This is a genomic window from Streptomyces sp. NPDC051578 (assembly GCF_044454045.1).
GTDB lineage: Bacteria > Actinomycetota > Actinomycetes > Streptomycetales > Streptomycetaceae > Streptomyces.
In genome coordinates this window covers 136,549-160,527 of record NZ_JBITDH010000002.1, presented here as the reverse complement: position 1 = coordinate 160,527, position 23,979 = coordinate 136,549, and the positions used below count along the sequence as shown (strand labels likewise).

Genomic DNA, 23,979 nt, shown 5'->3' with positions numbered 1-23,979 from the left:
GGCCGTCGGCCTCGTTCCGGCGCTCCGGCCGGTCGGCTGGGCCGCTCGGCCCACTTCGGTCCGGCATGACTGCGGGTGGCGGATCGATCTGCGCGTCGGGGTCCTGGGGTATCGGCCCCGGCGGGCGGCCGGGGACCTGGCCGGATCGCCCTCGGGCCACCGGCGCACCCTGACCGCCAGGCCCTCGGGTCCTGGAGTACTGGCCCGGGCGGGGCGGCCGGGGAGCCGGCCCGGCGCGGTCCTCCTGCCACCGGCCCACCCGGCCGTGCGGCCACGAAATGCCGGGCCGCAACCGGGACACCGGCAACCCGGGGGACCGGCGACGGGCACCGGGCCGCCCGGGGGCGCCGGGTGGTGCGGGCTACGCGCGGTGGTACCGCGGCGGGCGTTTTTCCGCGAACGCACGGGCGCCCTCCTTCGCGTCCGCCGTGGCGAAGATCGGCCAGCCCCGGGTCAGTTCGGCGGCCAGCCCCTCCGTCTCCGTCATCTCCGCCGTCTCGTACACCGAGGCCTTCACCGCCTCCACCGCCAGCGGCCCGCACTCGTTGATCCGTTCGGCGGTCTCCAGGGCCCGCTCCAGCGCGGTGCCGTCCGGCACCACCCGCCCGATCAGACCGATCCGCGCCGCCTCCGCCGCCGAGTACGGCCGGCCGGTCAGCAGCATCTCCAGCGCGTGCGTGCGCGGGATCTGCCGCGGCAGCCGCACCGTCGAGCCGCCGATCGGGAACAGACCCCGCTTGACCTCGAACAGCCCGAACGTGGCCCCTTCCCCCGCGATCCTGATGTCGGTCCCCTGGAGGATCTCGGTGCCGCCGGCCACGCAGTAGCCCTCCACCGCCGCGATCACCGGTTTGCGCGGCCGGTGGTGGCGGAGCATCGCCTTCCAGTGCAGGTCGGGGTCGGCTTCGAGCCTGCCCCGGTACTGGTCGCCCGCCATCCCCCGCCCGGCCAGCGCCTTGAGGTCCATGCCCGCGCAGAAGTCCCCGCCCGCACCGGTGAGGACCACCGAGCGGACGGCGTCGTCGGCGTCGGCTTCCAGCCAGCCGTCGTACAGCCCGACCAGCAGCGGCAGCGAGAGCGCGTTCTTCGCCTCCGGCCTGTTCATGGTGAGCACCAGCGTGGCGCCGTGGCGTTCCACGGTCAGGTGTTCCGTCCCACCCATTGCCGTCCTCCCGTCTGAAGACCTAGAACAGGTTGCAGGAGGGGAGGATGCAGTTCAATAGTTTTCTGACACACAGTCAGTTTTCTTGTTGCGCGCCTTCCCACTTGACCGTCCCGGCGCTCTAATGACCGCCGAGCCGGCCCAGCCATGGGGTCAGCCATGGACACTTTCGGGTCAGGAGGAACGGTGGAGTACAACCTTGCCGACCTGTTCGAGTCGGTCGTCGACGTCGTCCCCGACCGGGAAGCCCTCGTCTACGTGGACCACCCCGGAACCGGCGCCGAGCGCCGCCTGACGTACGCGGAACTGGACGCGGCGGCGAACCGTCTCGCGCACCACCTCCTCGACAGCGGCCTGACGCCCGGCGAACACCTCGGGCTGCACCTCTACAACGGGGTCGAGTACCTCCAGACCGTCCTGGCCTGCCTCAAGGCGCGCCTGGTGCCGGTGAACGTCAACTACCGCTACGTAGAAGAGGAGCTGGTCTACCTCTACAACGATGCCGACCTCGCCGCCCTCGTCTTCGAGGGCGAGTTCGCCGGGCGGGTGGCCGCGGCGCTCCCGCAGACCGCAGGACTCCGGCACCTGATCCGGGTCGGCGAGGCGCCCGAGGGCGCACCGGAGCCCGCGACCGCGCCCGTGGCGTACGCGGACGCGGAGGCGGCCGGCTCCCCGGAGCGCGGCTTCGCGCCCCGCTCCCCCGACGACCTGTTCATCATCTACACCGGCGGCACCACCGGGATGCCCAAGGGCGTCATGTGGCGGGCCGAAGACCTGTTCTTCGCGGGCCTGTTCGGCGGCGAGCCGTCGGGCGAACCGGTGAAGCGGCCGGAGGAACTGGCCGAGCGGGTCGCGGCGCGCGGCGCCGGCCTCACGTTCTTCCCCGCGCCGCCGCTGATGCACGGCACGTCGACCCTGACGTCGTTCATCGCCTTCAACTACGGCCAGCGGGTGGTCATCCACCGCAAGTACGCGCCCGAGGAAGTGCTGCGCACGATCGAGAAGGAGAAGGTCTCCAGCGTGTCCCTGGTGGGCGACGCGATGCTGAGGCCGCTGATCGACGCGTTGAACGGCCCGCTCAAGGGGACCGACCTGTCCTCTCTGTTCAGCGTCTCCTCGTCCGGTGCGATCATGTCGGATTCGGTCCGGGCCGAGTTCCAGCGGCTGGTGCCGCACGTGGTGCTGCTGAACAACTTCGGTTCCTCGGAGTCCGGTTCGAACGGCCGGGCGGCGAACGACTCCGGCCCCGAGAAGGGGTTCCGGCTGGAGGTCAACGACCGTACGCAGGTGGTGGATCCGGTGACCCACGAGCCGGTGCCGGTGGGCCGGCCCGGGCGGCTGGCGCAGCGCGGGCACGTACCGCTCGGCTACTACAACGACCCCGTGAAGACGGCCGAGACCTTCTTCCGCAAGGGCGAGGAGCGGTGGGTGCTGCTCGGCGACATGGCGACGGTGGACGAGAGCGGGATCGTCACCGTGCTGGGGCGCGGCTCGCAGTGCATCAACACGGGGGGCGAGAAGGTCTACCCGGAGGAGGTGGAGCAGGCGTTGAAGTCGCACCCGGACGTCTACGACGCCCTGGTCGCGGGGGTGCCGGACCCGACGTGGGGCAGCCACGTGGCGGCGGTGGTCCAGGTGCGCGCCGGGGCGGCCGCGCCGACGCTGGAGGAGATCCAGGCCCATTGCCGTACCAGGCTGGCGGGGTACAAGATCCCGCGGCAGCTCGTCGTCACGCCCGCTGTCCAGCGCTCCCCGAGCGGCAAGGCGGACTACCGCTGGGCGAAGGCGGTGGCCACCGAGGCGGACGCCGAGGCGCACACCGGAGCGGGCGGCGAACCGGACGCCGAGACTGACGCCGCCCGCTGACGCCGGAGGCGGCGCGGGTCACAGGGGGTGGCCGTCGGGACCGGTCTTGTCGGCCTGCGTGGAGAACTTCGACAGGAAGACGTCGTAGCGGCCGTCTTCCCTTCGGGTCATCGTCGCGCCGTCCTGCCAGGTCCCGTCGTCCGGCCACCACTGACTGCCGTACGGGTCGCCCTGGTTCTGGTGGATGTTGTGCATGCCGGGACCGCCGTGGCCGAAGGGCTCCCCGAAGACCATGACGGGCCGGCCGGGCACGAGGAGGGGCTCCAGCGCCCGGGACGCTTCGAGGCAGGAGCCCGAGACCCAGGGGTGCGGGGCGCCGAGCCGGCCGAGGAGCGCGCGCAGCCAGGCGGGCGCGCGGCCGGACCGGTCGGCGAGCGCGGGGTGGCGCTGGAAGTCGACGGCGCCCGAGCCCGAGGTGCGGGCGAGGTCGTGGTAGCCCGGGGCGAGCGCGGAGGCCGGTTCGAGCACCGAGGAGAACAGGGTGAGGACCTTCCACTGCACGCCGATGGCGGAGTGCTTGCTGTCGACGTCGACGTCGACGGCGCAGCGGTAGCGGCCGTCGGGCGCGTCGACCTCCAGGTTGACGTGGAACCAGCGCCCCTGTGTATCGGGTTCGTCGCGGAAGTGGCGGTGCAGTGTTCCGCACAGCACCCCGTAGTCGGCCAGCGGCATGCGGCCAGTGAACCACCGCCGGGCCCGGGCGGCGACCGAGGGCGCGGGCCGGTCTTCCCCCGTCGCGCCGAGCGGCGAGAGCACCGATCACTCGTTCGAGTCATTGCTTTAGCCGTCGGCGTCCGGCAGGCTACCGAATGATCGGTCGGTTCGTTCACGATGGGGTGAGGACATGTCGGACTACGCAGGCGAGGAGCGGGACCAGGGCGAGCTGCTGAGCGGTGACGAGCTCGCGGCCCTCCAGCTGAGCCGGTTGCGGGCCACCTTGCACCACGTCTACGAGCGGGTGCCCTTCTACCGGCAGGCCTTCGACAAGGCCGGCGTGCACCCCGACGACTGCCGCTCCCTCGCCGACCTGTCCCTCTTTCCCTTCACCACCAAGGCCGACCTGCGCGACCAGTACCCCTTCGGGATGTTCGCCGTGCCCCGCACGCAGGTGCGCCGCATCCACGCCTCCAGCGGAACGACCGGCCGCCCGACGGTGGTGGGGTACACCGAGGGCGACCTGTCCACCTGGGCCGATGTCGTGGCCCGCTCCATCCGGGCCGCGGGCGGCCGGCCGGGGCAGGTCGTGCACATCGCCTACGGGTACGGCCTGTTCACCGGCGGCCTCGGCGCGCACTACGGCGCCGAACGGCTCGGCTGTACGGTCGTGCCCGCTTCCGGGGGCATGACGGACCGCCAGGTCCGCCTCATTCAGGACTTCCGGCCGGAGGTCATCATGGTGACCCCCTCCTACATGCTGACGTTGCTGGACGAGATGGAGCGCCAGGGGATCGATCCCCGGTCGACCTCGCTCCGGACGGGGATATTCGGCGCGGAGCCGTGGACGGAGGAGATGCGCCGGGAGATCGAGGACCGGCTCGGCATCGACGCCGTGGACATCTACGGCCTGTCGGAGGTGATGGGCCCCGGGGTGGCGCAGGAATTCGCCTCGACGAAGGACGGGCTCCACATCTGGGAGGACCATTTCTATCCCGAGGTGGTCGACCCGATCACCGGGGCGGTACTGCCGGACGGTGAGCCGGGGGAGCTGGTGTTCACCTCGCTCACGAAGGAGGCCATGCCCGTCATCCGGTACCGGACCCGGGACCTGACGCGACTGCTGCCGGGGACCGCCCGGCCCGCCTTCCGCCGGATGGGGAAGATCACGGGCCGCAGCGACGACATGATCATCCTGCGCGGGGTGAACCTCTACCCCACGCAGATCGAGGAGATCCTGCTGCGCATCCCGGCCCTGGCCCCGCACTTCCAGCTCCGGCTGACCCGGGAGGGCAGGCTGGACGCGCTGACCGTCCGGGTCGAGGCCCGGCGCGAGGCCGATGCGGCCCAGCGGGAAGCGGCGGCCGCGGCGGTGGTCAGAGCCGTGAAGGAGGGGGTCGGGGTGTCCGTCGGGGTCGAAGTGGTCGATCCGGAGACGCTGGAGCGGTCGGTCGGCAAGATCAAACGGATCCGGGACCTGCGCCAGGAGCCGCCGATACGGCCCTGACCGCCGGCGGCGGGGCGGGCCGCACCGGATGCCGCACCCGGTGGCGACTGCGGCACATGGGCCGGACACCTACGCGGCCAGGAGCACCGGTCAGCCGCGCGGACGCGGGAAAACCACCCCTTCGGACCGTTTTCACCGGTGCCTCCGAGGCAATCGGGGTGCGGCCGGGTAGGTGAAGGGTGTGACCTCGAAGCCCCGTCCGCCGCACGACCGGCTCCGGGCCTCCCTCATCGGGCTGGCCTGGAGCCGAGGACGGCAGATGGAGCTGATGCACCGGGCGATGGGCTTCGCGGCCCTGGGGTTCTTGACCCTGGTGCCACTGCTCGTGGTCGTCGCGGCCGCGGCACCGGGCTCCGGCTCCGGCTTCGGCCGCTGGCTCGGGCAGGCCCTCGGGGTGACGGAATCCTCGCGGGCCCGGGTCGAGATGCTGTTCAGCGCCGCCGACCTGGCGCTGGAGCGGACCACCGCCTTCGGTCTCGCCGCACTCGCCGTATTCGGCCTGACGTTCGGATCGGCCGTGCAGACCGGCTATGAGAAGGTCTGGGACCTCCCGACCGCCCGCTGGCACACCATGTGGCGCCACGTCGTCTGGCTCGCCCTGCTCGTCTGCTACCTCGCCCTCCTCGTCGAGATCCCCGCCCCCTCGAAGAGCGCGGTCGGCATCGCCCTCGGCACCGTGAGCGACCTCATCGGCACGGTCCTCTTCTTCTGGACCTCCCAGCACCTCCTGCTGGGCGGCCGGGTCCGCTGGCGCGCCCTGCTCCCGGGCGCGGTCGCCACCAGCATCGGCCTCCTCGGCCTGCGCGTCTTCTCCCAGCTGGTGTTCTCCCCCCTGATCGCCTCCAGCGCCGTCACGTACGGGCCGTTCGGCACCCTCCTCGTGGTCCAGTCCTGGCTGGTGGGCGTCGGCTTCGTCGTCTACGGCGGCTCCCTCGTCGGCCGCCTGGCCCACGAACGGCTCACCCTGCGCCGACTGCACAGAACCGGCGCCCTCACCGGTGAGGGACCGGATTCGCATGGTCCGAGAACCGACTGACGCCGCGGGCCCCGCCGGTGCGAGGATCAGGGCGATCCAGTAACACCAGTCACTCGCAGGGGGATTGATGACCACGCAGTTTCCGACGGACGCACCCGAGGGACGCGTCTGGCTGATCACCGGGGCGTCCTCCGGGTTCGGCCTGATCCTGGCCGAGGCCGCGCTGGCCGCCGGCGACACCGTCGTGGCGGCGGCCCGCCGCACCGGCACCCTCGACGCCCTGGCCGCCGAGCACCCCGGCCGGCTCGTTCCCCTGGCCCTGGACGTGACGGAAACGGCCCGCGCCGAGGAGGCCGTCGGCGGGGTCGTGGACCGCTTCGGCCGCATCGACGTCCTGGTCAACAACGCCGGGCGGGGCCTCGTCGGCGCCGTGGAGGAGGCGAGCGACAGGGAACTGCGCGAGCTGATGGACCTGCACTTCTTCGGCCCGGCGGCGCTCCTTCGCGCCGCGCTCCCCCACATGCGCTCACGCAAGTCCGGAGCCATCGTGCAGATGAGCAGCATGGGCGGACGGCTGGCCTTCCCCGGCGTCGGTGCCTACTGCGCGACGAAGTTCGCCCTGGAGGGTCTGACCGAGGCGCTCGCCGCCGAGGTGGCCCCCTTCGGGATCAAGGTGCTGATCGTGGAACCCGGCTCGTTCCGTACGAGCTTCGCGGGCGGCGGTGCGCTGCGGTCCACGACCCCGCTGCCCGCCTACGAGGAGATCGTCGGCCCCGTGCGGGTCGGGCTCCCGGCGAGCGACGGCCACCAGCCCGGGGACCCCGTCAAGGCGGTCGCCGCCATCCTCGCCGCCCTGGACGCCCCGCAGACCCCGCTGCGGCTCGTGCTCGGCACGGACGCCGTCGAGTTCATCCGGGCCCACGCGGACGCCGTCCGCGCCGAAGCCGACGCCTGGGAGTCCGTCAGCCGCGGCACGGACTTCGAGGCCTGACCCCCGGCGCACGAGAAGACGTACGCCCCGGGCCGGTGACTGCGGCCCGGGGCGGACGCCCGCGCCTGCAAGTCCGAGGACTCAGCGGCTCACGGGCTCACGGCGAGGAACAGGTACGCGGCCAGCAGCACGATGTGCACGCCGCCCTGGAGCAGCGTGGCCCGCCCCGGCACGATCGTCAGGGCGCTGACCACCACCGTCAGCGCCAACAGCACCATGTGCACCGGGCCGAGACCCAGTAGCAGCGGCCCCGAGAGCCAGATCGTGGCCAGCGCGATGGACGGGATGGTCAGGCCGATGCTGGCGATGGCCGATCCGTAGGCCAGGTTCAGGCTGGTCTGCACCCGGTCCCGGCGGGCGGCGCGGACGGCGGCCAGGGTCTCGGGGGCCAGTACCAGCAGGGCGATGATCACACCGACGACGGCGTGCGGCAGTCCGGCGTCGGCGACGCCCTTCTCGATGGTCGGCGAGACGGCCTTGGCGTTGCCGACCACCGCGACGAGCGCGATCAGCAGCAGGCCGAGGCTGGTCAGGGCGGCGCGGAAGCTCGGTGGCACGGCGTGGTCCTCCTCCGCCGGGGCGTCCCCCGCCGCCCCCTCCCCGGACCCCTTCCCCGACGCGCCCCGCTGCGTGGCCACGGGCAGGAAGTAGTCCCGGTGACGGACCGTCTGGACGGCGATGAACAGCCCGTAGAGCGCCAGGGAGGCGCAGGCGGCGAAGGTCAGCTGGGCACTGGAGAACTCGGGGCCGGGCTTGGTGGTGGTGAAGGTCGGCAGGACCAGGCTGAGTACGGCGAGGGTCGCGACGGTGGCGAGCGCCGCACCCGACCCCTCCGCATGGAAGACGGCGACCCGGTTGCGCAGGGCTCCCACCAGCAGTGACACACCCACGATGCCGTTGCAGGTGATCATGACGGCGGCGAAGACGGTGTCCCGGGCCAGCGAGGCGGTCTTGTCGCCGCCGCCGGCCATCAGGGTGACGATCAGGGCCACCTCGATGATGGTGACGGCGACGGCGAGGACGAGGGAGCCGAAGGGTTCGCCGACCCGGTGGGCCACCACCTCCGCGTGGTGGACGGCCGCCAGCACCGCGCCCGCCAGGCAGAGGGAGACCAGCGCGACCGCGAAGCCGGGCAGGTCGCGGCCCCAGCTCAGGAGGAGCGCGGCGAGGGCCACCACGGGGACCACGACGGTCCAGTCGGTCAGGGGCGTTCTGTGCGTAGCCGTACTCATATCGGCCAACTTGCCAGAACCGTCCCCCGGGTGCGTCACATGGCGCGCTCGCGCCCTTCCCAGTAGGGGTCCCGCAGCCGTCGCTTGTACAGCTTGCCGTTGGGGTCGCGGGGCATCGTCTCGATGAAGTCGACCGACTTGGGGCGCTTGTAGGCGGCCAGCTGCCGTTCGCAGTGGTGCAGGATCTCGGCGGCCAGCGCGTCACCCGCCTCGAAGCCCTCGGCGGGCTCGATGACGGCCTTGACCTCCTCGCCCCAGTCGTCGTGCGGGATGCCGAAGGCGGCGGCGTCCGCGACCGCCGGGTGGGTGAGGAGCGCTGATTCGATCTCCGCCGGGTAGATGTTGACCCCGCCGGAGATGATCATGTCGATCTTGCGGTCGCGGAGGAAGAGGTAACCCTCCTCGTCCATCAGCCCGAGGTCGCCGACGGTGAAGAAGTCGCCGATGCGGTTCTTGCGGGTCTTGCCCTCGTCCTTGTGGTAGCTGAAACCACCGGTGTTCATCTTGATGTAGACGGTGCCGAGTTCGCCCGGAGGCAGCCGGTTGCCGTCGTCGTCGAAGATGGCGAGTTCACTGATCGGCCAGGCCTTGCCGACGGTTCCCGGCTTCTTCAGCCAGTCCTCGGCAGTGGCGAAGGCGCCCCCGCCCTCGCTGGCGGCGTAGTACTCCTCCACGCAGCCGCCCCACCAGTCGATCATCGCCCGCTTGACGTGGTCGGGGCAGGGCGCGGCGCCGTGGATGGCGTGCCGCATGGAGCTGACGTCGTAGGCGTCCTTCGTCTCCTGCGGGAGGGCGAGGAGGCGGTGGAACTGCGTCGGCACCATGTGGGTGTGGGTGCAGGCGTACTGGTCGATCAGGCGCAGCATCTCTTCCGGGGCCCACTTGTCCATGAGGACCAACGGGTGGCCGATGTGCAGCGCGGCGCCCGCGAACTGCAGGACGGCGGTGTGGTAGAGCGGCGAGCAGACGAGGTGGACGTTGCCGTCGTAGGGCCGGATCCCGAAGATGCCGAGGAATCCGCCGAGGTACGTCTCCTCGGGGAGCTTCCCGGGCAGCGGGCGGCGGATCCCGCGCGGCCGGCCGGTGGTGCCGGAGGTGTAGTTCATGACCCAGCCGAGGGTGCGATCGGCGGGTGGCGTGGCGGGGTGCGGCGCGAGGAGGTCCTCGTAGGGGCGGAAACCGGCCACCGCTCCGACGGCGTAGCGGTGGCTCGCGGGCAGGGCGGCTTCGTCGGCCGCCGCCGTGGCGGCCCGGGCGAAGCGCTCGTGGGTGATGAGCACCTTGGCGCCGCTGTCGGCGACGATCCAGGCGATCTCGGGACCGACGAGGTGGTGGTTGACCGGGACGAGGTAGAAGCCGGCCTGGGAGGCGGCGAGGTAGGCGGTCAGGAACTCGACGCCGTTGGGCAGTACGACGGCGAAGGAGTCGCCCGTGCGCATCCCGGCGGCGCGCAGCCCGTGGACGAGCCGGTTGACGTCGGCGTGCAGCCGGCCCGCGCTCCACTGTTCGCCGTCGGGGGCGGTCACTACGGTGCGGTCGGGCTCGGCGGCCGCCTGGGCCCAGAAGCCGTTGGTGTCGGTCATGCTGCTCACGCCTCTCGGGAGGTCCGGCGGCCGGCTATGCGGTTGATTCGGTCGATGGCCTTCTCGAAGCCGCTGGTCAGCTCGTCGAAGACGGCCCGGACGCTGCGTTCGCTGTTCATCCGGCCGACGATCTGGCCGACGGGGGTGCCGAGCAGCGGCTGGACCTCGTACTTCTGGATCCGTGACACGGCCTCGGCGACGAGCAGGCCCTGGAGCGGCATCGGCAGCGCGCCGGGGCCGTCCGGGTCGTCCCACGCGTCGGTCCACTCGGTGCGCAGCTGGCGGGCGGGCTTGCCGGTGAGGGCGCGGGAGCGGACGGTGTCGCCGGAACCGGCGGCGAGGAGCTTGGCGGTGAGCGCGCGGGAGTGCAGGTCGGCTTCGGTGGTGGTGAGCCAGAGGGAGCCGAGCCAGACGCCCTGGGCGCCGAGGGCGAGGCCCGCGGCGATCTGCTCGCCGCTGCCGATGCCGCCCGCGGCGAGGACGGGGAGCGGGGCGACGGCTTCGGCGATCTCGGGGACCAGCACCATCGTGGCGATGTCACCGGTGTGCCCGCCGGCCTCGTAGCCCTGGGCGACGACGACGTCGATGCCGGCTTCGGCGTGGCGGCGGGCGTGTTTGGCGCTGCCCGCGAGGGCGGCGACGAGGACGCCGTGGTCGTGGGCGCGGCGGATGACGTCGGCGGGAGGGGAACCGAGCGCGTTGGCCAGGAGTTTGATGGGGTAGTCGAAGGCGACGTCGAGCTGGTTGCGCGCGACCTGCTCCATCCAGCCGGTGATCCGCCAGCCGGAGACCTCGCCCTCCGCGAGCTCGGGCACGTGGTGCTTGGCGAGGGTGTCGCGGACGAAGGCGCGGTGCCCGGCGGGGATCATCGCCTCGATGTCGGCTTCGCCGATGCCGTCGACGGCCTTCTTGGCGGGCATGACGACGTCGAGGCCGTACGGCTTGCCGTCGGTGTGCGCCTCCAGCCAGTCGAGGTCGCGTTTGAGGTCGTCGGGGGCGGTGTAGCGGACGGCGCCGAGTACGCCGAATCCGCCCGCGCGGGTGATGGCAGCGGCGACCGCCGGGAAGGGCGTGAAGCCGAAGATGGCGTGTTCGACTCCCAGTTTCTTGCTCAGCTCCGTCTCCATGGGCGTGAGGATGCCGCAGCGCGACGGCCGAGGGAAGAGGTTTCCTGATGCAGCGTCAGATTGTTTGCGGACCGGTCGGTGCGGGAGGCGCGCGCCGTGCGGGCAGATACTGCGAGAGGCGCGACGGCGGACAGGAGGACCGGTGATGGACGAGTTCACGGGGGCGGCCGGCGGGGCGCGGCCCGGCCCGGCGGGAGCCGGTGGGGCGGCGGGAGCCGGTGGGGCGGCGGGAGCCGGTGGGGCGACGGCCGGGACGGGCGGGGTGGATGGTGCCCGGAGTGTCAGCCGCAGGCGGCTCGGGGCGCGGCTGCTCGCGCTCGGCGGGGTGCTGGTCCTCCAGGCGGCCCTGCCCGGGTCCGCCGGCGCCCGCGGGAACCCGGCCGAACGGCGCGCCCTCCAGGGCCTGAGACTGCGCTACGGCTCCGCACGCCAGGCCGGGCTGCTGGAGAAGCACCTCGAAGGGGTGGCGGACGAGGCCCGGCGCTTCCTCGGCCCCTCCCCCGAACATCCGTACTACGCCGGGGCCGTCGTCCTCGCCGGCCGCGGCCGCACCGTCGCGCTGCACCGGGCCATGGGCTACGCGGTCCGGTACGCGGACTACGACGGACGCACCGACCGGGTCCGGGAGTTCCCCGCGGCCGAACGGATCGCGATGGCGCAGGACACCGTCTTCGACCTGGCCTCGCTCACGAAGCTGTTCACCTCGCTGCTGGCCGTGCAGCAGATGGAGCGGGGACGACTGGAGCTGGAGGCTCCGGTGGAGCGGTACCTGCCGGAGTTCACCGGGGGCGGCAAGGAGCTGATCACGGTCCGTCAGCTGCTCACCCACACCTCCGGGATGCGCTCGTGGGCGCCCTTCTACCGGGAGTCCACCCGCGAGGGGCAGATGAGACTGCTGTGGTCGGTGCGACCGCAGGACACCCCGGGGACGGTGTACCGGTACTCCGACCTGAACCTCATCACGCTCCAGCTGCTCCTGGAACGGATCACCGGCCGCACGCTGGACACCCTGCTCAGCGAGGAGATCACCACTCCGCTCGGGATGCACCGCACCCGTTACCGCCCCCCGCTCTCCTGGCGCCGCGGCACCGCCGCCACCGAGGTGCAGCGTCCCCCCTGGTCCGGCCTGGACCGCGGCCTGGTGTGGGGCGAGGTCCACGACGAGAACGCGTACGCCCTCGGCGGGGTCGCCGGCCACGCGGGCGTCTTCGGCACCGCCTGGGACCTGGCCGTCCTCGCCCGGGCCCTGCTCGACGGCGGGGTCTACGCCGGCAAGCGCATCCTGCGTCCCGCCTCCGTCGAGCTGCTCTTCACGGACTTCAACACCGCCTTCCCCGGCGACGACCACGGCCTGGGCTTCGAGCTCTACCAGCACTGGTACATGGGCGCCATGGCCACCCCGCACTCCGCGGGCCACACCGGCTTCACCGGCACCTCCCTGGTCCTGGACCCCTCCACCGACTCCTTCCTGATCCTGCTCGGCAACTCCGTGCACCCCGTGCGTACCTGGCGGGCCGGCAGCGCGCCGCGGGTCGCCACGGGCAACCGCTTCGCGCGCGCCGTCCCCGTCCGCACCGGGCACGGCGGTCCCGCCTGGTTCTCCGGCATCACCCCGGGCGGCTCGGGCACGCTCACCCTCCCCGCGCTCTCCCCCGCCACCGCGGCCGCCCGGCTGCGCTGCGCCCTGTGGTGGGACACCGTTCCGGGCGAAGGGGCCTTCCACCTGGAGGCCTGTGCCGACGGGCAGACCTGGGACCCCCTGCCCTTCACCACCGTGCGTTCCACCGGCGGCTCGCCCGAGGCGTGGCCCGAGGGCCGTGCCGACGGCTGGTCGGGCCGCATCTGGCACCGCCTCGAAGCCCCCCTCGCCCCCTGGGCGGGCCGGGAGGTCCGTCTGCGCTTCCGCCACAGCGCCACCGGCCGCTACGTGGGGCGCGGCGTGTACGTCGACGTGATCCGCGTCGCCGAGCCGGGCCGCCTGCTCTTCGCCGAGGACCGTCCGGCCGACGCGGACCGCCTGGAAGCCGCGGGATGGACCCGTTCGGCCGACTGACGCGCCGGTGCGGAATGAACGCGTCCCCCGCCGCGTTGCGACTCGATGCCGAAGTGCGTTGACCGTTCAACACGAAGGCAGGTAGGAACATGACCGACATCGACTGGGACGACCCGATCGACCCCAAGCCCGGCTGGACGCTGGACCACGTCAAGCTGTACGTGGGCTCGAACGGGGCCGAGGGCCAGTTCTGGAACGGGACCCAGACCCTGCTCCTCACCACCCTCGGCCGGATCTCCGGCAAACCCGTGCGCACGCCGCTGATCTACGGGGAGGCCGACGGCCGGTACCTCGTCGTGGCGTCCAAGGGCGGCCACCCCGAGGACCCGCTCTGGTACAAGAACCTCAGCGTCCACCCCGAGGTCCGCGTCCAGGTCGGCCCGAAGGTCATCCAGGGCACCGCGCGCACCGCGACCTCCGAGGAGCGCGCCGCGTACTGGCCCGTGATGGTGGGGCACTGGCCCGCGTACGACGAGTACCAGACCAAGACGGACCGCGAGATCCCGATCGTGGTCATCGAGCCCGCGCGGCAGGTCGCGTAACGGCTCAGCGGCCCAGGACCGCCATGGCGGCGTTGTGGCCGGGGACCCCGCTGACACCGCCGCCGCGCACCGCGCCCGCCCCGCACAGCAGCACGTTCGGGTAGGCCGTCTCCACGCCCCAACGGCCCGCGCCGGCCGCGCCGCCCGCGCCCTCCTGCCCGTAGGGCCACGACAGGTCGCGGTGGAAGATGTGCCCTCCGGGCAGGCGCAGTTCGCGGTCCAGGTCGAGCGGGGTCTTGGCCTCGATGCAGGGCCGGCCGTCCGCGTCGAGCGCGAGGCATTCGGTGAGCGGCTCGGCCAGGTGCGCGTCGAGCTGGGCCAGCGTGCCGGCCAGCAGCACCTCGCGCGCGACCGTGTTGCCGCCGTGTCCCTTCTCGAACAGCCGGGCCGGGGTGTGCAGGCCGAACAGGGTCAGGGTCTGGTAGCCGCGCGCGACGAGTTCGGGCCCGAGGATCGAGGAGTCCGTCAGCGAGTGGCAGTAGATCTCGGAGGGAGGGACGGAGGGCAGTTCGCCCCTCGCGGCCTCCGCGTGGGCCCGCGCGAGCTGCTCGTACCCCTCGGCGATGTGGAAGGTGCCGCCGAACGCCTCGCGCGGGTCCACCGAAGAGTCCCTCAGCCTGGGCAGCCGCCGCAGCAGCATGTTGACCTTGAGCTGGGCGCCCTCCGCCGGGGCGGCCGGGGTCTCGCCGAGCAGTTCCGCGAGGGCCTGCGGCGAGGCGTTCACCAGCACCGTGCGGCCCGCGACCGCGCCTTCCCCAGTCGCCGTCCGGAACGTCACCTCGGCCGGCGTCGCCGTCCCGTCGGCGTCGATCCGCAGCGCCTCGTGGCCGGTGAGGATCTCGGCCCCCGCCGCCCGCGCCGCCCGTGCGAGGGCGTCGGTGAGCGCGCCCATACCGCCGACGGGGACGTTCCAGTCGCCCGTGCCACCGCCGATGACGTGGTAGAGGAAGCAGCGGTTCTGGGCGAGGGAGACGTCGTGGGCGTCGGCGAAGGTGCCGATCAGGCCGTCCGTCAGCACCACGCCGCGCACGAGGTCGTCGGCGAAGTGGTGCTCCACGGCCCGGCCCAGCGGTTCCTCGAACAGCATCCGCCAGGCGGCCTCGTCGTCGATGCGGGCCCGTAGCTCCGCGCGGGTGGGCAGCGGCTCGGTGAGGGTCGGGAACACCTTCCGGGCGAGCCGGCCCGTCATCGCGTAGAAGGCGCGCCAGCTCTCGTACTCGCGGTCGGAGCCGGTCAGCCGCGCGAAGGACTCTCGCGTGCGGGCCTCGGAGCCGCCGACGAGGAGTCCGCCGGCGCGGCCGCCGCGCTCGTAGGGGGTGTACGAGGAGACCGTGCGCCCGCGCACCGCGAAGTCCAGGCCCAGATCGCGCACGATCTTCGCGGGGAGGAGGGAGACGAGGTAGGAGTAGCGGGAGAGCCTGGCGTCCACGCCGGCGAAGGGGCGGGTGGAGACCGCGGCGCCACCGGTGTGCCCGAGTCGTTCGAGGACCAGTACGGACCTGCCCGCGCGGGCCAGGTACGCGGCGGCCACCAGGCCGTTGTGGCCGCCGCCCACGATCACCACGTCGTAGGCCGCCTGCCGGAAGGGCTCCGAGGTCGTCGTCATGGCTCTTGGTAGCACACCTGGCCGAGCCGCTCCAGACAGTAGGCCTCGTCGGCGTGGGCCAGCACCGTGTCGGGGTGACCTTCGCCGAGCGACCGTTCACGGATGCCGGACAGTTCCCGGTACACGGGCAGCGCCTCGTGCCAGCGGCCCAGCCGGCCGAGTCCGACGGCGAGTTCGCGGCGGCTGACCAGCGTGTCCGGGTGCTCCGCGCCCAGCGCCTCGGCCCGCGCCCGCGCGACCTGGCCGGCCTCGGCCACCGCCTCCTCCCAGCGGTCCAGCCGGCCCAGGTTCACACCGAGGACGTGCCGGGCGCGCAGGGTCTCGGGGTGGGCGGCGCCGTACGCGCGGGTGCGGTCGCGCACCAGGGCGCGGAACAGGTCGAGGGCCTCGGCGGCGCGCCCGGTGCGGCCCAGCGCGATCCCGGTCTCGTAGCGGGCGGCGAGGGCGTCGGGGTGGTCGCGGCCCAGGATCCGTTCGCGGACGGCGGCGACCTGCCGGAAGCCGGCCAGCGCCTCGTCCCAGCGGCCGAGGCGGCCGAGCGCGTACGCGACCTCGTACCGGGTCAGCAGCGTGTCGGGGTGTTCGGCGCCGAGCACGGCCGCGCGGTCCGCCGCCACCGCGGCGGCGGTGCGGTGGGCGTCCTCGTACCGGCCGAGGGCGCCGAGCGCGCAGGCGAGGTTGTGGCGGCAGAGCAGGGTGTCGGGGTGGCGCGGGCCCACGGTGCGGGTCCGGGCGGCGAGCACCGATCCGTAGATCTCGCAGGCCTCGCGGTGGCGTCCGAGACGGCCCAGTTCGTACGCCTCCTCCTGACGGGCCGCGAGGGTGTCGCCGTGGTCGGGTCCCAGCACCCTGGCCCTCCCCTGGGCCACGGCCGCGTACACGGCGCGCGCCTGCTCGGGCCGGCCGGCGCGGCTGAGGGCGTGGGCGCGGGCGTGGGCGGCGGCGAGCGCCTCGGGGTGCTCCTGATCGCCGCCGGGGGCCGCGGCGCGGGGCAGCCCGACGGCGAGGGTGAGCCGGGGGTCGGCGGCGGCGTCGGGCCGTTCGATGGGCCGGGTCACGCCGGGCCGGGCGGTGGTCCAGGAGCCGGTGAGCACGGCCCATTCCCCGCTGGCGGGGCGGGCGTCGGTCCCGGCCTTGCGCCCGGCGGTCATCCCCCGGGCCCAGTCAGGCAGCGGGGGCTGCGCTCCGGGCAGTCCGCCCGGGCCGAGCCGGTACTCGACGAGCCTGCGGTGCAGGTGGCGGGCGTCGCCGGGGCGGTCCTCGGGCTGCTTGGCGAGCAGTTCGAGGACCAACCGGTCGAAGTACTCGGGCAGCTCGGGCCGGTGCTCGCGGGGGGGCACGGGCGCGGTGTCGCGGTGGCCGACCAGGACCGACCAGGAGTCGCCGAGGTCGAAGGGCGGGGCGCCGGTGGCGATCTCGTAGAGGACGCAGCCGAGGGAGTAGAGGTCGCTGCGGTGGTCGACCTCGCCGCCCGCGATCTGCTCGGGCGACATGTAGTGCGGGGTGCCCATGGCCATGCCGCCGCCGGTGAGTTTGGCGGTGAAGCCGATGTCGTGGGCGAGGCGGGCGATGCCGAAGTCACAGATCTTCACGGTGCCGTCGGTGAGCCGCATGATGTTGGCGGGCTTGAGGTCGCGGTGGACGACGCCCTGGTCGTGGGTGTAGCCGAGCGCCGCGGCCATCTGCTCGGCGATGTCGACGACGACGTCCACGGGCAGCGGGCGCGACTCGTTGTCGGCGAGGAGCTGGCTGAGGTTGCGGCCGTCGAGGAGCTCCATGACGAGGTAGAGGGGGCCGCCGGCCGCGCTGTCGTCGCCGAAGTCGTGGACCACGGTGACGCCGCGGTGCTGGAGCGAGGCGGCCACGCGCGCCTCGCGGCGGAAGCGTTCGCGCAGTACCTGGGTGAAGTGGGTGTCCTGCTCGGGTCCGAGGGGCTTGAGGCACTTCACCGCGACCTGGCGGCCGAGCGATTCGTCCCGGGCCCGCCATACCTCGCCCATGCCGCCGCGCCCGATCAGATCGAGCGACCGGTACCGGCCCTGGATCAGTCTGGACTCCGCCATGTCTTGAAGCCGCCCCCGTGTGTCGTGCCACGCCCTCCCCGGACGGTCCAGTATGGCCGCTGATGTACGCAGTGTGTACGCCGAGGGGCGACTCCCGGGGCCCGTGCGACGCATCGCTTTCAAGATGTGACCTGACGGCGGCCTCAGGCGCGGACCTGGGGGGGATGGTGGGCCGTGGGCGCCGGGTGGGCCGTGGGAGGCGGGTGGGGACGGGCGGATCGTTCGCGGGTGAGCCGTTCCGCCTACCTTGCGTACCACTCCCCATCCTTCCCTATAGATCCCAGTCAAGGGATGTTTACGGTAGTGTCCGTGGGCATGGAGAGTCCTGAACGAGAGATGTACTCGGTCGGTGAGGTGGCACAGCGCCTGGGGCTGCACGTGCGGACCGTCCGGGCGTACGTGCGCGAGGGGCGCCTCAAGGCGGTGCGCATCGGCAAGCAGTACCGGATCGCCCGGGAGGACTTCGAGGCGCTGACGGGTGGCCCGGCCGCCGCGGCGCTCCCGGAGGCCGCGCCCCCGCGCGGGCACGTGGAGGTGTCGAGCATCGTCCAGATCGACGCGATCGGCCCCGACGCGGCGAGCCGGCTGAGCACCCTCGTCACGGCCGGGGGCCAGTTCGCCCGCGACACCCCCGAACCCCTGCGCATCCAGACCGTCTACGACAGGGCACGGGCCCGCATGAAGATCGTGATCCTCGGCAACGCCGCCGCCAGCGCCGACCTGCTGCTCCTGCTCAATGGCGTACTCGGCCCCGGCAACGGCATCCTGTCGGACGACTCCGCGCAGGAGGTGGACCGTGGCTGACGTGGTGGTGCGTCAGCACGGCGTGCCCGTCCTCGTCTGCGACGCCGAGGGGGCGCGGATCGCCACCGTGCAGGACGCCCTGGACCATCTGATCGGCGTCGCCTTCCAGGGCGCTGACATGGTGGCCGTCCCGACGGTCCGCTTCGACGACGGCTTCTTCGACCTGAGGACCGGTCTGGCCGGAGCCGTCATGCAGAAGTTCGTCGACTACCGCCTGCGGCTGGTGGTCGTGGGCGACCTCTCCCCTCACCTGCGCTCCGGCACCGCCCTGCGGGACATGGTGCGCGAGGCGAACCGTGGCCGCCACGTCTGGTTCGTCCCCGACCTCGCCGCCCTGGCCGCGCGCCTCGCCCCCGAGCCGGCGGGGTGAACGCCGGCCGCGGTCAAGGCGTCCCGGCCGCTTCGGCCGTGGCGGCCGCCTCGGGCCGGGGCGCGGGAGGTGGCAGGGGAGGGAGTTCGGGCATCAGCTCGGTGATGACGAAGGCGATGACGGCCGCGAGGATCGCCACCGGCATCATGGCGGAACTGCCCAGCAGCAGGATCACGAGCACCACGCTGCTCACCGGCAGCCGCATGACGGAGACCGCGGTGGCGGCCATGCCCGCCGCCATCGCCGGTACGACGCCCAGGCCCGGCAGCGGTGCCATGAGGACTCCGGCCGCGGCTCCCAGGAACAGGGCCGGGAAGATGGGGCCACCGCGCAGGCAGCCCAGGCACAGGGCGTACGCCGCTCCCTTGAACAGCAGGACGGCGATCAGCGCGCCGATCCCCCAGGCGTGCGGGTCGGCGGCCAACTGCGCCAGCGTGGCCTGACCGGACAGGGCGGCCTCCCCCGGGGAGCGGCCGGTGATCAGGGCGTAGAGGGCGGTGCAGGCGGCGGCGCCGAGCGCGCACAGGACCGTGCGCGGGAGGGTGCTGCGCGAGACGAACACCGCGACCCGGCGCGCCACGAACAGGACCGGCCGCATGAGGAACGCGCAGCCGACGGCGATGACCACCGCCCAGAGCACGTCCCCGGTGTCCAGCCTCGGGGCGGCACCGGACACCTTGAGGCCGAGCTTGCCGGTGCCCAGTCCGGTCCACCGCCCGAAGCCGGTGAAGACCAGCGATCCGATGCCGCTGGAGAGCAGGGCGGGAAGCATGACCGCGAACAGCTCCGGCCCGCCCACTCCCGCCACCTCGATCAGCAGCACCGCGGCCACCAGCGGGTTGCCGAAGATCGCCGCTATGGCGGCCCCCGCTCCGGCGGCACCCAGCAGCGCGGTGGTCATCGGGCTCGTCGGGGCCCGGGTGAGGTCGCGCAGGAGCAGGGCCAGGCCGCCGCCGAGGGCGATCAGGGGTGCTTCGGGGCCCAGGACCGCGCCGAGGGGCAGGCTCGCCGCCGCCGCGATCAGTACGCCCGGCAGCGCGGCGGGCGTGCTGCCGCCGGTGGACAGCCCGGCTGCGGGGATGTGCCCGCCCGCACCGGGGAGGTGGATGACGACGAGTGCGACGATGACCCCGGCGATCAGGAGCAGCGGCAGGGGCCACCACCACGGGGGCGCGTCGCGGCCCATGGTGTGCGGGAGCGAGACCCACACGGCGTGTTCCAGGGCGTGCAGCCCTGCCAGGAACCAGAACGCGACCAGGGAGACCGGAATGCCGACGAAGGCGGAGAAGGCGAGGGCCTTGAGGTAGCCGGGAGAGCGGAGGATGGCCCGCAGGCGGTCCGCCTCCCGCGGCTGCGAGCGGCCGGCGGGGGCGTCCGGGTGCGGGGCCTTCGCCGGGGCGGCGTCCGGCCGCGGGCCGGGTTCCGTGGGTTCCGTCATTGTTCCTCGTCCAGTTCGGCGTCGAGCGCGAGGGCCGCGGTGACCAGCGCGAGGTGGGTGAAGGCCTGGGGGAAGTTGCCCAGTTGCTCACCGGTGGGCCCGATCTCCTCGGCGAACAGACCGACGTGGTTGGCGTAGGTGAGCATCTTGTCGAAGGCGTAGCGGGCTTGTTCGACCCGTCCGGCCCTGGCCAGGGCGTGGACGTAGAGGAAGGAGCAGAACGAGAACGTGCCCTCCGAGCCCCTGAGGCCGTCCGGGGAGGCCATGGGGTCATAGCGGTAGACGAGGCTGTCGGAGACGAGTTCGCCCTCCATGGCGTCCAGGGTCGACAGCCAGCGCGGGTCCTTCGGCGGTACGAAGCCGACCAGCGGCATCATCAGCAGCGAGGCGTCCAGGACGGTGCTGTCGTACTGCTGGACGAACGCCCTGCGTTCCCGGCTCCAGCCGCGGGTCATGATCTGCTCCATGACCAGGTCGCGGACGGAGGTCCAGCGCGCCAGGTCCGCGGGGCGGCCCGTGGCCAGGGCCTGACGGATGCCGCGGTCCAGGGCGACCCAGCACATGAGGCGGCTGTAGGTGAAGTCCTTGCGGCCTCCCCTGGTTTCCCAGATGCCGTCGTCGGGGCGGTCCCAGTGGTCGCAGAGCCAGTCCAGCAGGGCGGCGGAGCGCCGCCAGTCGTCGTAGCCGACCACGTCGGGGGTCCGTCCCGCCTGCGCGAGGGCGTAGACGGCCTCGCCGTAGATGTCGAGCTGCAGCTGGCCGGCCGCGTCGTTCCCGGCACGGACGGGAGCGGATCCCCGCCACCCCGACAGGTGCCCGAGTACCTCCTCGGGCAGGTCGGGGTCGCCGTCGACGCGGTACATGACCTGTAGCGGCTCGCCGTTCGGGGTGCCTGCGCCCCGGAACCGGTGGGCGAGCCAGCCCCGGAAGGCGTTCGCTTCGGCGGTGAATCCGAGGTCGCGCATGACCCGCACGGCGAGGGAGGCGTCCCGGACCCAGGTGTAGCGGTAGTCCCAGTTGCGTTCCCCTCCCTCCTGCTCGGGCAGGCCCATGGTCGCGGCGGCGACCGGTGCGCCCGTGGGCGCGTACGTGAGCAGCTTGAGGGTGATGGCGGAGCGGTTGACGATCTGCTGCCAGCGGCCGCGGTAGCGGCAGCGCCCGGTCCATCCGTGCCAGTAGCGGTTCAGGTCGGTGAACTCGCGGGCCATGTCGTCGGCGTCCGGCGGTGGCGGGACCTCGCCGCCGGTGTCGCACACCGTCAGCACGACGGCCGCGCGCCCGCCCGCGGTGAGGGCCACCGTCGCGCGTACGTCGCCCCCGTCGGCTTCGAGGGGTACGGGGCCCACGGCCTGCAGGTGCGCGGTGGTGCCCGGCCCGTCGAAGCGCGCGGCGCGCCCGTCCAGGGCCAGGGCGTGGTGCGCACGGCCGTAGTCGAAGCGCGGTCGGCACTCCAGGGCGAAACGCATCGATCCGCGTACCACGCGCATGACGCGCACCACCTGGTGCCGGTCGGTGGGGGTCCGCTCCTCGCGGACCGGCATGAAGTCGACCACCTCACCGACTCCTGCGGGGGTGAGGAAGCGGGTGATCAGGATGGCGGTGTCGGCGAGGTAGAGCTGTCGGGTGACGACGCCGGCCCCGGTCTCCGGGCCGGCGGCGCAGGGTGCCTGCGCGGTGATGGCGAAGTGGCCGCCGCGCTCGTGGTCGAGGAGCGCGGCGAAGAGGCTGGGAGAGTCGAAGCGGGGGGAGCAGAACCAGTCGAGCACTCCGTCGGAGGAGACGAGCGCACAGGTCTGCAGGTCGCCGATCAGGCCGTGTTCGGCGATCGGCGGGTACGGGCGCGTCATGTGGCCGGCTCCCGGGATCGGCCCTCAGCCCGCGAGGACCTTGGCTTTGGCCTGCTCGTACTCCTGCGGCGTGAGGTCGCCCCGGTCCTTGAGCTCGGCGAGCCGGGACAGTTCCCCGACGTGACCGGTGGCGGCGCCGGTCCCGGCGGCCTCGCGTACGAAGGCACGGACCTCTTCCTCGTGCTGGTGGGCCCGCTTCACCTCCCGTGCGCCCATGCCGCGTCCGCGGACGATCAGGTACACGAACACGCCCAGGAACGGCAGCAGGATGACGAAGAGGGTCCATGCGGCCTTGGCGCCGCCGCTCATCGCGTCGTCCCTGAAGATGTCGACGATGACGCGGAACAGCAGGGCGAACCACAGCACCCAGATGAAGATCAGCATCATGGTCCAGAACAGGTTCAGCAGCGGGTAGTCCACGGCCAGCAGCTGCGCCGTCGAGTCCTTCATCGCCGGTCCCTTCGTCATGGGGGCGTGGTGTGGGCGGGTCCCCCTCGCGGTGCTACGCGGGTTGCGGGGTGAAGCGGAACATCCCGTCCGCCCCGGGCTGGACGACGCCGTAACTGCTCTCGGGGACTTCGTTCCAGGCTCCGGGCAGGTCCGACAGCGGTTCGGAGACGATGAGCCGGGTCTCCTCGGAGAGGTCCTGCAAGTAGGAGACGTCCGGATGCAGTGTGCGCAGCGTGTCCACCCGGCTGCTGTAGAACAGCGACCGGGAGGCACCCTGGCTGGAGTAGCGGAAGGCCCAGACGCGTTCGCCGTCGGTCACGGCGACCGTCATCTGCATCGGGAACTCCACCCCGTGCTCGTGGCCGCTGCGCTCCACGACCCCCACCATCCTGGCGACGGCGCCGGGCGGGTCCTGGTCCAGGCCGAGGGTGACGGCGAGGTAGAACATCACCTCGGAGTCGGTGGTGCCCTCGATGTCGGCGAACAGGGCGGGGTCCACGAGCATGCAGAGGTCGCGGCGCATCAAGTGGAAGCCCGAGATGGCGCCGTTGTGCATCCACATCCAGCGACCGTGCCGGAACGGGTGGCAGTTCGACTGCTGGACCGCGGTGCCGGTCGAGGCGCGGATGTGGGCGAAGAACAGCGGGGAGCGCACGTGGTCCGCGATCTCGCGCAGGGTGCGGTTGTTCCAGGCGGGGCCGATGTCCCGCATGACGGCAGGGGTGGCGTCCTCCCCCGTGTACCAGCCGACCCCGAAGCCGTCACCGTTGGTGGTCTCCACCCCCATGCGGGAGTGCAGGCTCTGGTCGATCAGCGAGTGCGCCGGCTTGTACAGCAGGGCGTCGAGCAGCAGGGGCGTTCCCGAGTACGCGAGCCATCTGCACATGGGGGATCACCTGTGTCCCTCCCTACGGCACCGGCGGAAGGGGACCGCGGAGCCGGGGGTCGGTCGTTCGGCCGGGCACGCTCTTCCCCGGCGTACCCATTCTCCCGTCCCCCCGCCGAGACCGCCACGCGGAACCCGGGCCCGTCGATCCCGATTCCCCGGACGGCCAACGCCGTTCCCCGCGCGAAGCCCTTCGGGGCCGGGCGGTCGAGCGGACCGGCGTCCCACCCGGCGGAGCAGCGGGGCGGGGTCCTGAAATCACTCGCCATCACTCGCGACGCCCGGTACCGTCGCCGGAGTTCCGCTCTGCCGGGAGCCCGGGAGACCTCGCGTTTGCCGGGAGCCCGCGAGACCTCGCGCGGCCACCCCGGCACTCCCCCACGATGAGAGCAGGTTGCGTCCATGGCATGCCGTATCAGTGAGCTCGTGCTCGGTTGTCGCGACCCCGAGGTGCTGGCGCGGTTCTGGTGCGAGGTCCTGGACTTCGTCGTGCTCGGCCGCGAGGACGACGGCAGCATCGAGATCGGGCCGCGCGAAGGGTTCGGCGGCGCGCAGCCGACGCTCTTCCTGAGCCGCCGGGACGAGCCGGAGCCCGGCAAGCCCCGGCTGCACATCGACGTCAACGCCACCGACCGCGATCAGGACGCCGAACTCGAACGGCTCTTGGCGCTCGGCGCCCGCCCGGCCGACGTCGGACAGACCGGGGAGGAGTCCTGGCACGTCCTCGCCGACCCCGAGGGCAACGAGTTCTGCCTGCTCAAGAGCCGCATCGCGGCACTTTGACGGCCCTTGCCCCGCGCCGCCCCGGGTCCTGTCCGGGCG

Annotated in this window: 20 protein-coding genes; 9 read left to right on the top strand and 11 right to left on the bottom strand. The window is 72.8% G+C overall.

Features of this window, described 5'->3' with window-relative positions:
- Nucleotides 1-361: 361 nt before the first annotated feature.
- Complete coding sequence (locus ACIA6C_RS11670) at nucleotides 362-1,162, bottom strand: crotonase/enoyl-CoA hydratase family protein (protein ID WP_366079754.1); 801 nt, start codon at nucleotides 1,160-1,162, stop codon at nucleotides 362-364.
- A gap of 186 nt (nucleotides 1,163-1,348) precedes the next feature.
- On the opposite strand from ACIA6C_RS11670, the gene ACIA6C_RS11665 reads away from it, so the two are divergent.
- On the top strand, nucleotides 1,349-3,028 hold the full coding sequence (locus ACIA6C_RS11665) for an acyl-CoA synthetase (protein ID WP_399274789.1): 1,680 nt from the start codon (nucleotides 1,349-1,351) through the stop codon (nucleotides 3,026-3,028).
- 18 nt (nucleotides 3,029-3,046) lie between these two features.
- Here the strand turns inward: ACIA6C_RS11665 and ACIA6C_RS11660 are convergent, their stop codons facing one another.
- Nucleotides 3,047-3,700, bottom strand: a complete 654-nt coding sequence (locus ACIA6C_RS11660; protein WP_399274787.1) for a DUF2278 family protein — start codon at nucleotides 3,698-3,700, stop codon at nucleotides 3,047-3,049.
- A gap of 172 nt (nucleotides 3,701-3,872) precedes the next feature.
- On the opposite strand from ACIA6C_RS11660, the gene paaK reads away from it, so the two are divergent.
- The 3 genes from paaK to ACIA6C_RS11645 all read left to right on the top strand — a co-directional run bounded on the left by paaK (nucleotide 3,873) and on the right by ACIA6C_RS11645 (nucleotide 7,156).
- Nucleotides 3,873-5,189: a phenylacetate--CoA ligase PaaK gene (gene paaK, locus ACIA6C_RS11655; protein ID WP_399274785.1), complete on the top strand. Its 1,317-nt coding sequence runs from the start codon at nucleotides 3,873-3,875 to the stop codon at nucleotides 5,187-5,189.
- A gap of 181 nt (nucleotides 5,190-5,370) precedes the next feature.
- Complete coding sequence (locus ACIA6C_RS11650) at nucleotides 5,371-6,225, top strand: YhjD/YihY/BrkB family envelope integrity protein (RefSeq protein WP_399274783.1); 855 nt, start codon at nucleotides 5,371-5,373, stop codon at nucleotides 6,223-6,225.
- A gap of 67 nt (nucleotides 6,226-6,292) precedes the next feature.
- Nucleotides 6,293-7,156 (top strand): oxidoreductase, encoded by an 864-nt coding sequence (locus ACIA6C_RS11645; RefSeq protein ID WP_399274781.1) that lies wholly within the window; start codon nucleotides 6,293-6,295, stop codon nucleotides 7,154-7,156.
- An 89-nt stretch (nucleotides 7,157-7,245) separates the two neighbouring features.
- Here ACIA6C_RS11645 and ACIA6C_RS11640 read toward each other — a convergent pair whose 3' ends face one another.
- Genes ACIA6C_RS11640 through ACIA6C_RS11630 form a run of 3 tightly spaced genes read right to left on the bottom strand, consistent with a single transcriptional unit; the run spans nucleotide 7,246 to nucleotide 11,098 of the window.
- Entirely contained in the window at nucleotides 7,246-8,388 is a 1,143-nt protein-coding gene (locus ACIA6C_RS11640; protein ID WP_399274779.1) for a calcium:proton antiporter, read from the bottom strand.
- A gap of 35 nt (nucleotides 8,389-8,423) precedes the next feature.
- Nucleotides 8,424-9,971, bottom strand: coding sequence for an acyl-CoA synthetase (locus ACIA6C_RS11635; protein ID WP_366079748.1), 1,548 nt, complete (start codon nucleotides 9,969-9,971; stop codon nucleotides 8,424-8,426).
- Between the two features lie 5 nt (nucleotides 9,972-9,976).
- Complete coding sequence (locus ACIA6C_RS11630) at nucleotides 9,977-11,098, bottom strand: nitronate monooxygenase (protein ID WP_399274777.1); 1,122 nt, start codon at nucleotides 11,096-11,098, stop codon at nucleotides 9,977-9,979.
- Nucleotides 11,099-11,243: 145 nt separating this feature from the next.
- On the opposite strand from ACIA6C_RS11630, the gene ACIA6C_RS11625 reads away from it, so the two are divergent.
- Together ACIA6C_RS11625 and ACIA6C_RS11620 are read left to right on the top strand one after the other, a co-directional pair.
- Nucleotides 11,244-13,151 carry a serine hydrolase gene (locus tag ACIA6C_RS11625; RefSeq protein WP_399274775.1) on the top strand — a complete coding sequence of 636 codons (1,908 nt, stop codon included), beginning with the start codon at nucleotides 11,244-11,246 and terminating at the stop codon, nucleotides 13,149-13,151.
- A gap of 89 nt (nucleotides 13,152-13,240) precedes the next feature.
- A complete protein-coding gene (locus ACIA6C_RS11620; protein ID WP_399274773.1) occupies nucleotides 13,241-13,693 on the top strand; it encodes a nitroreductase family deazaflavin-dependent oxidoreductase in 453 nt (150 codons plus the stop codon).
- A gap of 4 nt (nucleotides 13,694-13,697) precedes the next feature.
- On the opposite strand, the gene ACIA6C_RS11615 is transcribed toward ACIA6C_RS11620, so the two are convergent.
- The gene (locus tag ACIA6C_RS11615) at nucleotides 13,698-15,299 is read right to left on the bottom strand and encodes a phytoene desaturase family protein (RefSeq protein WP_399274771.1); all 1,602 of its coding nucleotides are present in this window, start codon (nucleotides 15,297-15,299) and stop codon (nucleotides 13,698-13,700) included.
- A complete protein-coding gene (locus tag ACIA6C_RS11610) occupies nucleotides 15,296-17,362 on the bottom strand; it encodes a tetratricopeptide repeat protein (protein ID WP_399274769.1) in 2,067 nt (688 codons plus the stop codon). Before ACIA6C_RS11610 ends, ACIA6C_RS11615 begins: the two co-directional genes overlap by 4 nt.
- Nucleotides 17,363-17,677: 315 nt before the next feature.
- Between ACIA6C_RS11610 and ACIA6C_RS11605 the strand changes: the two genes are divergently transcribed.
- Nucleotides 17,678-18,166: a helix-turn-helix domain-containing protein gene (locus tag ACIA6C_RS11605; RefSeq protein ID WP_399274767.1), complete on the top strand. Its 489-nt coding sequence runs from the start codon at nucleotides 17,678-17,680 to the stop codon at nucleotides 18,164-18,166.
- A complete protein-coding gene (locus ACIA6C_RS11600) occupies nucleotides 18,159-18,536 on the top strand; it encodes a DUF4180 domain-containing protein (protein ID WP_399274765.1) in 378 nt (125 codons plus the stop codon). The genes ACIA6C_RS11605 and ACIA6C_RS11600 overlap by 8 nt, the downstream gene beginning before the upstream one ends.
- A 13-nt stretch (nucleotides 18,537-18,549) precedes the next feature.
- Here the strand turns inward: ACIA6C_RS11600 and ACIA6C_RS11595 are convergent, their stop codons facing one another.
- Genes ACIA6C_RS11595 through ACIA6C_RS11580 form a run of 4 tightly spaced genes read right to left on the bottom strand, consistent with a single transcriptional unit; the run spans nucleotide 18,550 to nucleotide 23,157 of the window.
- Nucleotides 18,550-19,974 carry a chloride channel protein gene (locus ACIA6C_RS11595; RefSeq protein WP_399274763.1) on the bottom strand — a complete coding sequence of 475 codons (1,425 nt, stop codon included), beginning with the start codon at nucleotides 19,972-19,974 and terminating at the stop codon, nucleotides 18,550-18,552.
- Nucleotides 19,971-21,821: a glycoside hydrolase family 15 protein gene (locus ACIA6C_RS11590; RefSeq protein ID WP_399274761.1), complete on the bottom strand. Its 1,851-nt coding sequence runs from the start codon at nucleotides 21,819-21,821 to the stop codon at nucleotides 19,971-19,973. The genes ACIA6C_RS11595 and ACIA6C_RS11590 overlap by 4 nt, the downstream gene beginning before the upstream one ends.
- A gap of 24 nt (nucleotides 21,822-21,845) precedes the next feature.
- The gene (locus ACIA6C_RS11585) at nucleotides 21,846-22,289 is read right to left on the bottom strand and encodes a PLDc N-terminal domain-containing protein (protein WP_361137352.1); all 444 of its coding nucleotides are present in this window, start codon (nucleotides 22,287-22,289) and stop codon (nucleotides 21,846-21,848) included.
- A gap of 34 nt (nucleotides 22,290-22,323) precedes the next feature.
- Nucleotides 22,324-23,157: a class II glutamine amidotransferase gene (locus ACIA6C_RS11580; RefSeq protein ID WP_399274759.1), complete on the bottom strand. Its 834-nt coding sequence runs from the start codon at nucleotides 23,155-23,157 to the stop codon at nucleotides 22,324-22,326.
- A gap of 402 nt (nucleotides 23,158-23,559) precedes the next feature.
- On the opposite strand from ACIA6C_RS11580, the gene ACIA6C_RS11575 reads away from it, so the two are divergent.
- Entirely contained in the window at nucleotides 23,560-23,940 is a 381-nt protein-coding gene (locus tag ACIA6C_RS11575; protein ID WP_399274757.1) for a VOC family protein, read from the top strand.
- Nucleotides 23,941-23,979: the final 39 nt, after the last annotated feature.

Excerpts from the sequence above, each read along its gene's own strand:
- ACIA6C_RS11635 (WP_366079748.1), bottom strand. The coding sequence starts at position 9,971 with ATGACCGACACCAACGGCTTCTGGGCCCAGGCGGCCGCCGAGCCCGAC.
- paaK (WP_399274785.1), top strand. The coding sequence starts at position 3,873 with ATGTCGGACTACGCAGGCGAGGAGCGGGACCAGGGCGAGCTGCTGAGC.
- ACIA6C_RS11610 (WP_399274769.1), bottom strand. The coding sequence starts at position 17,362 with ATGGCGGAGTCCAGACTGATCCAGGGCCGGTACCGGTCGCTCGATCTG.
- ACIA6C_RS11575 (WP_399274757.1), top strand. The coding sequence starts at position 23,560 with ATGGCATGCCGTATCAGTGAGCTCGTGCTCGGTTGTCGCGACCCCGAG.
- ACIA6C_RS11670 (WP_366079754.1), bottom strand. The coding sequence starts at position 1,162 with ATGGGTGGGACGGAACACCTGACCGTGGAACGCCACGGCGCCACGCTG.
- ACIA6C_RS11660 (WP_399274787.1), bottom strand. The coding sequence starts at position 3,700 with ATGCCGCTGGCCGACTACGGGGTGCTGTGCGGAACACTGCACCGCCAC.
- ACIA6C_RS11620 (WP_399274773.1), top strand. The coding sequence starts at position 13,241 with ATGACCGACATCGACTGGGACGACCCGATCGACCCCAAGCCCGGCTGG.
- ACIA6C_RS11645 (WP_399274781.1), top strand. The coding sequence starts at position 6,293 with ATGACCACGCAGTTTCCGACGGACGCACCCGAGGGACGCGTCTGGCTG.
- ACIA6C_RS11590 (WP_399274761.1), bottom strand. The coding sequence starts at position 21,821 with ATGACGCGCCCGTACCCGCCGATCGCCGAACACGGCCTGATCGGCGAC.
- ACIA6C_RS11585 (WP_361137352.1), bottom strand. The coding sequence starts at position 22,289 with ATGACGAAGGGACCGGCGATGAAGGACTCGACGGCGCAGCTGCTGGCC.
- ACIA6C_RS11640 (WP_399274779.1), bottom strand. The coding sequence starts at position 8,388 with ATGAGTACGGCTACGCACAGAACGCCCCTGACCGACTGGACCGTCGTG.
- ACIA6C_RS11580 (WP_399274759.1), bottom strand. The coding sequence starts at position 23,157 with ATGTGCAGATGGCTCGCGTACTCGGGAACGCCCCTGCTGCTCGACGCC.
- ACIA6C_RS11605 (WP_399274767.1), top strand. The coding sequence starts at position 17,678 with ATGGAGAGTCCTGAACGAGAGATGTACTCGGTCGGTGAGGTGGCACAG.
- ACIA6C_RS11595 (WP_399274763.1), bottom strand. The coding sequence starts at position 19,974 with ATGACGGAACCCACGGAACCCGGCCCGCGGCCGGACGCCGCCCCGGCG.
- ACIA6C_RS11630 (WP_399274777.1), bottom strand. The coding sequence starts at position 11,098 with ATGGAGACGGAGCTGAGCAAGAAACTGGGAGTCGAACACGCCATCTTC.
- ACIA6C_RS11625 (WP_399274775.1), top strand. The coding sequence starts at position 11,244 with ATGGACGAGTTCACGGGGGCGGCCGGCGGGGCGCGGCCCGGCCCGGCG.
- ACIA6C_RS11615 (WP_399274771.1), bottom strand. The coding sequence starts at position 15,299 with ATGACGACGACCTCGGAGCCCTTCCGGCAGGCGGCCTACGACGTGGTG.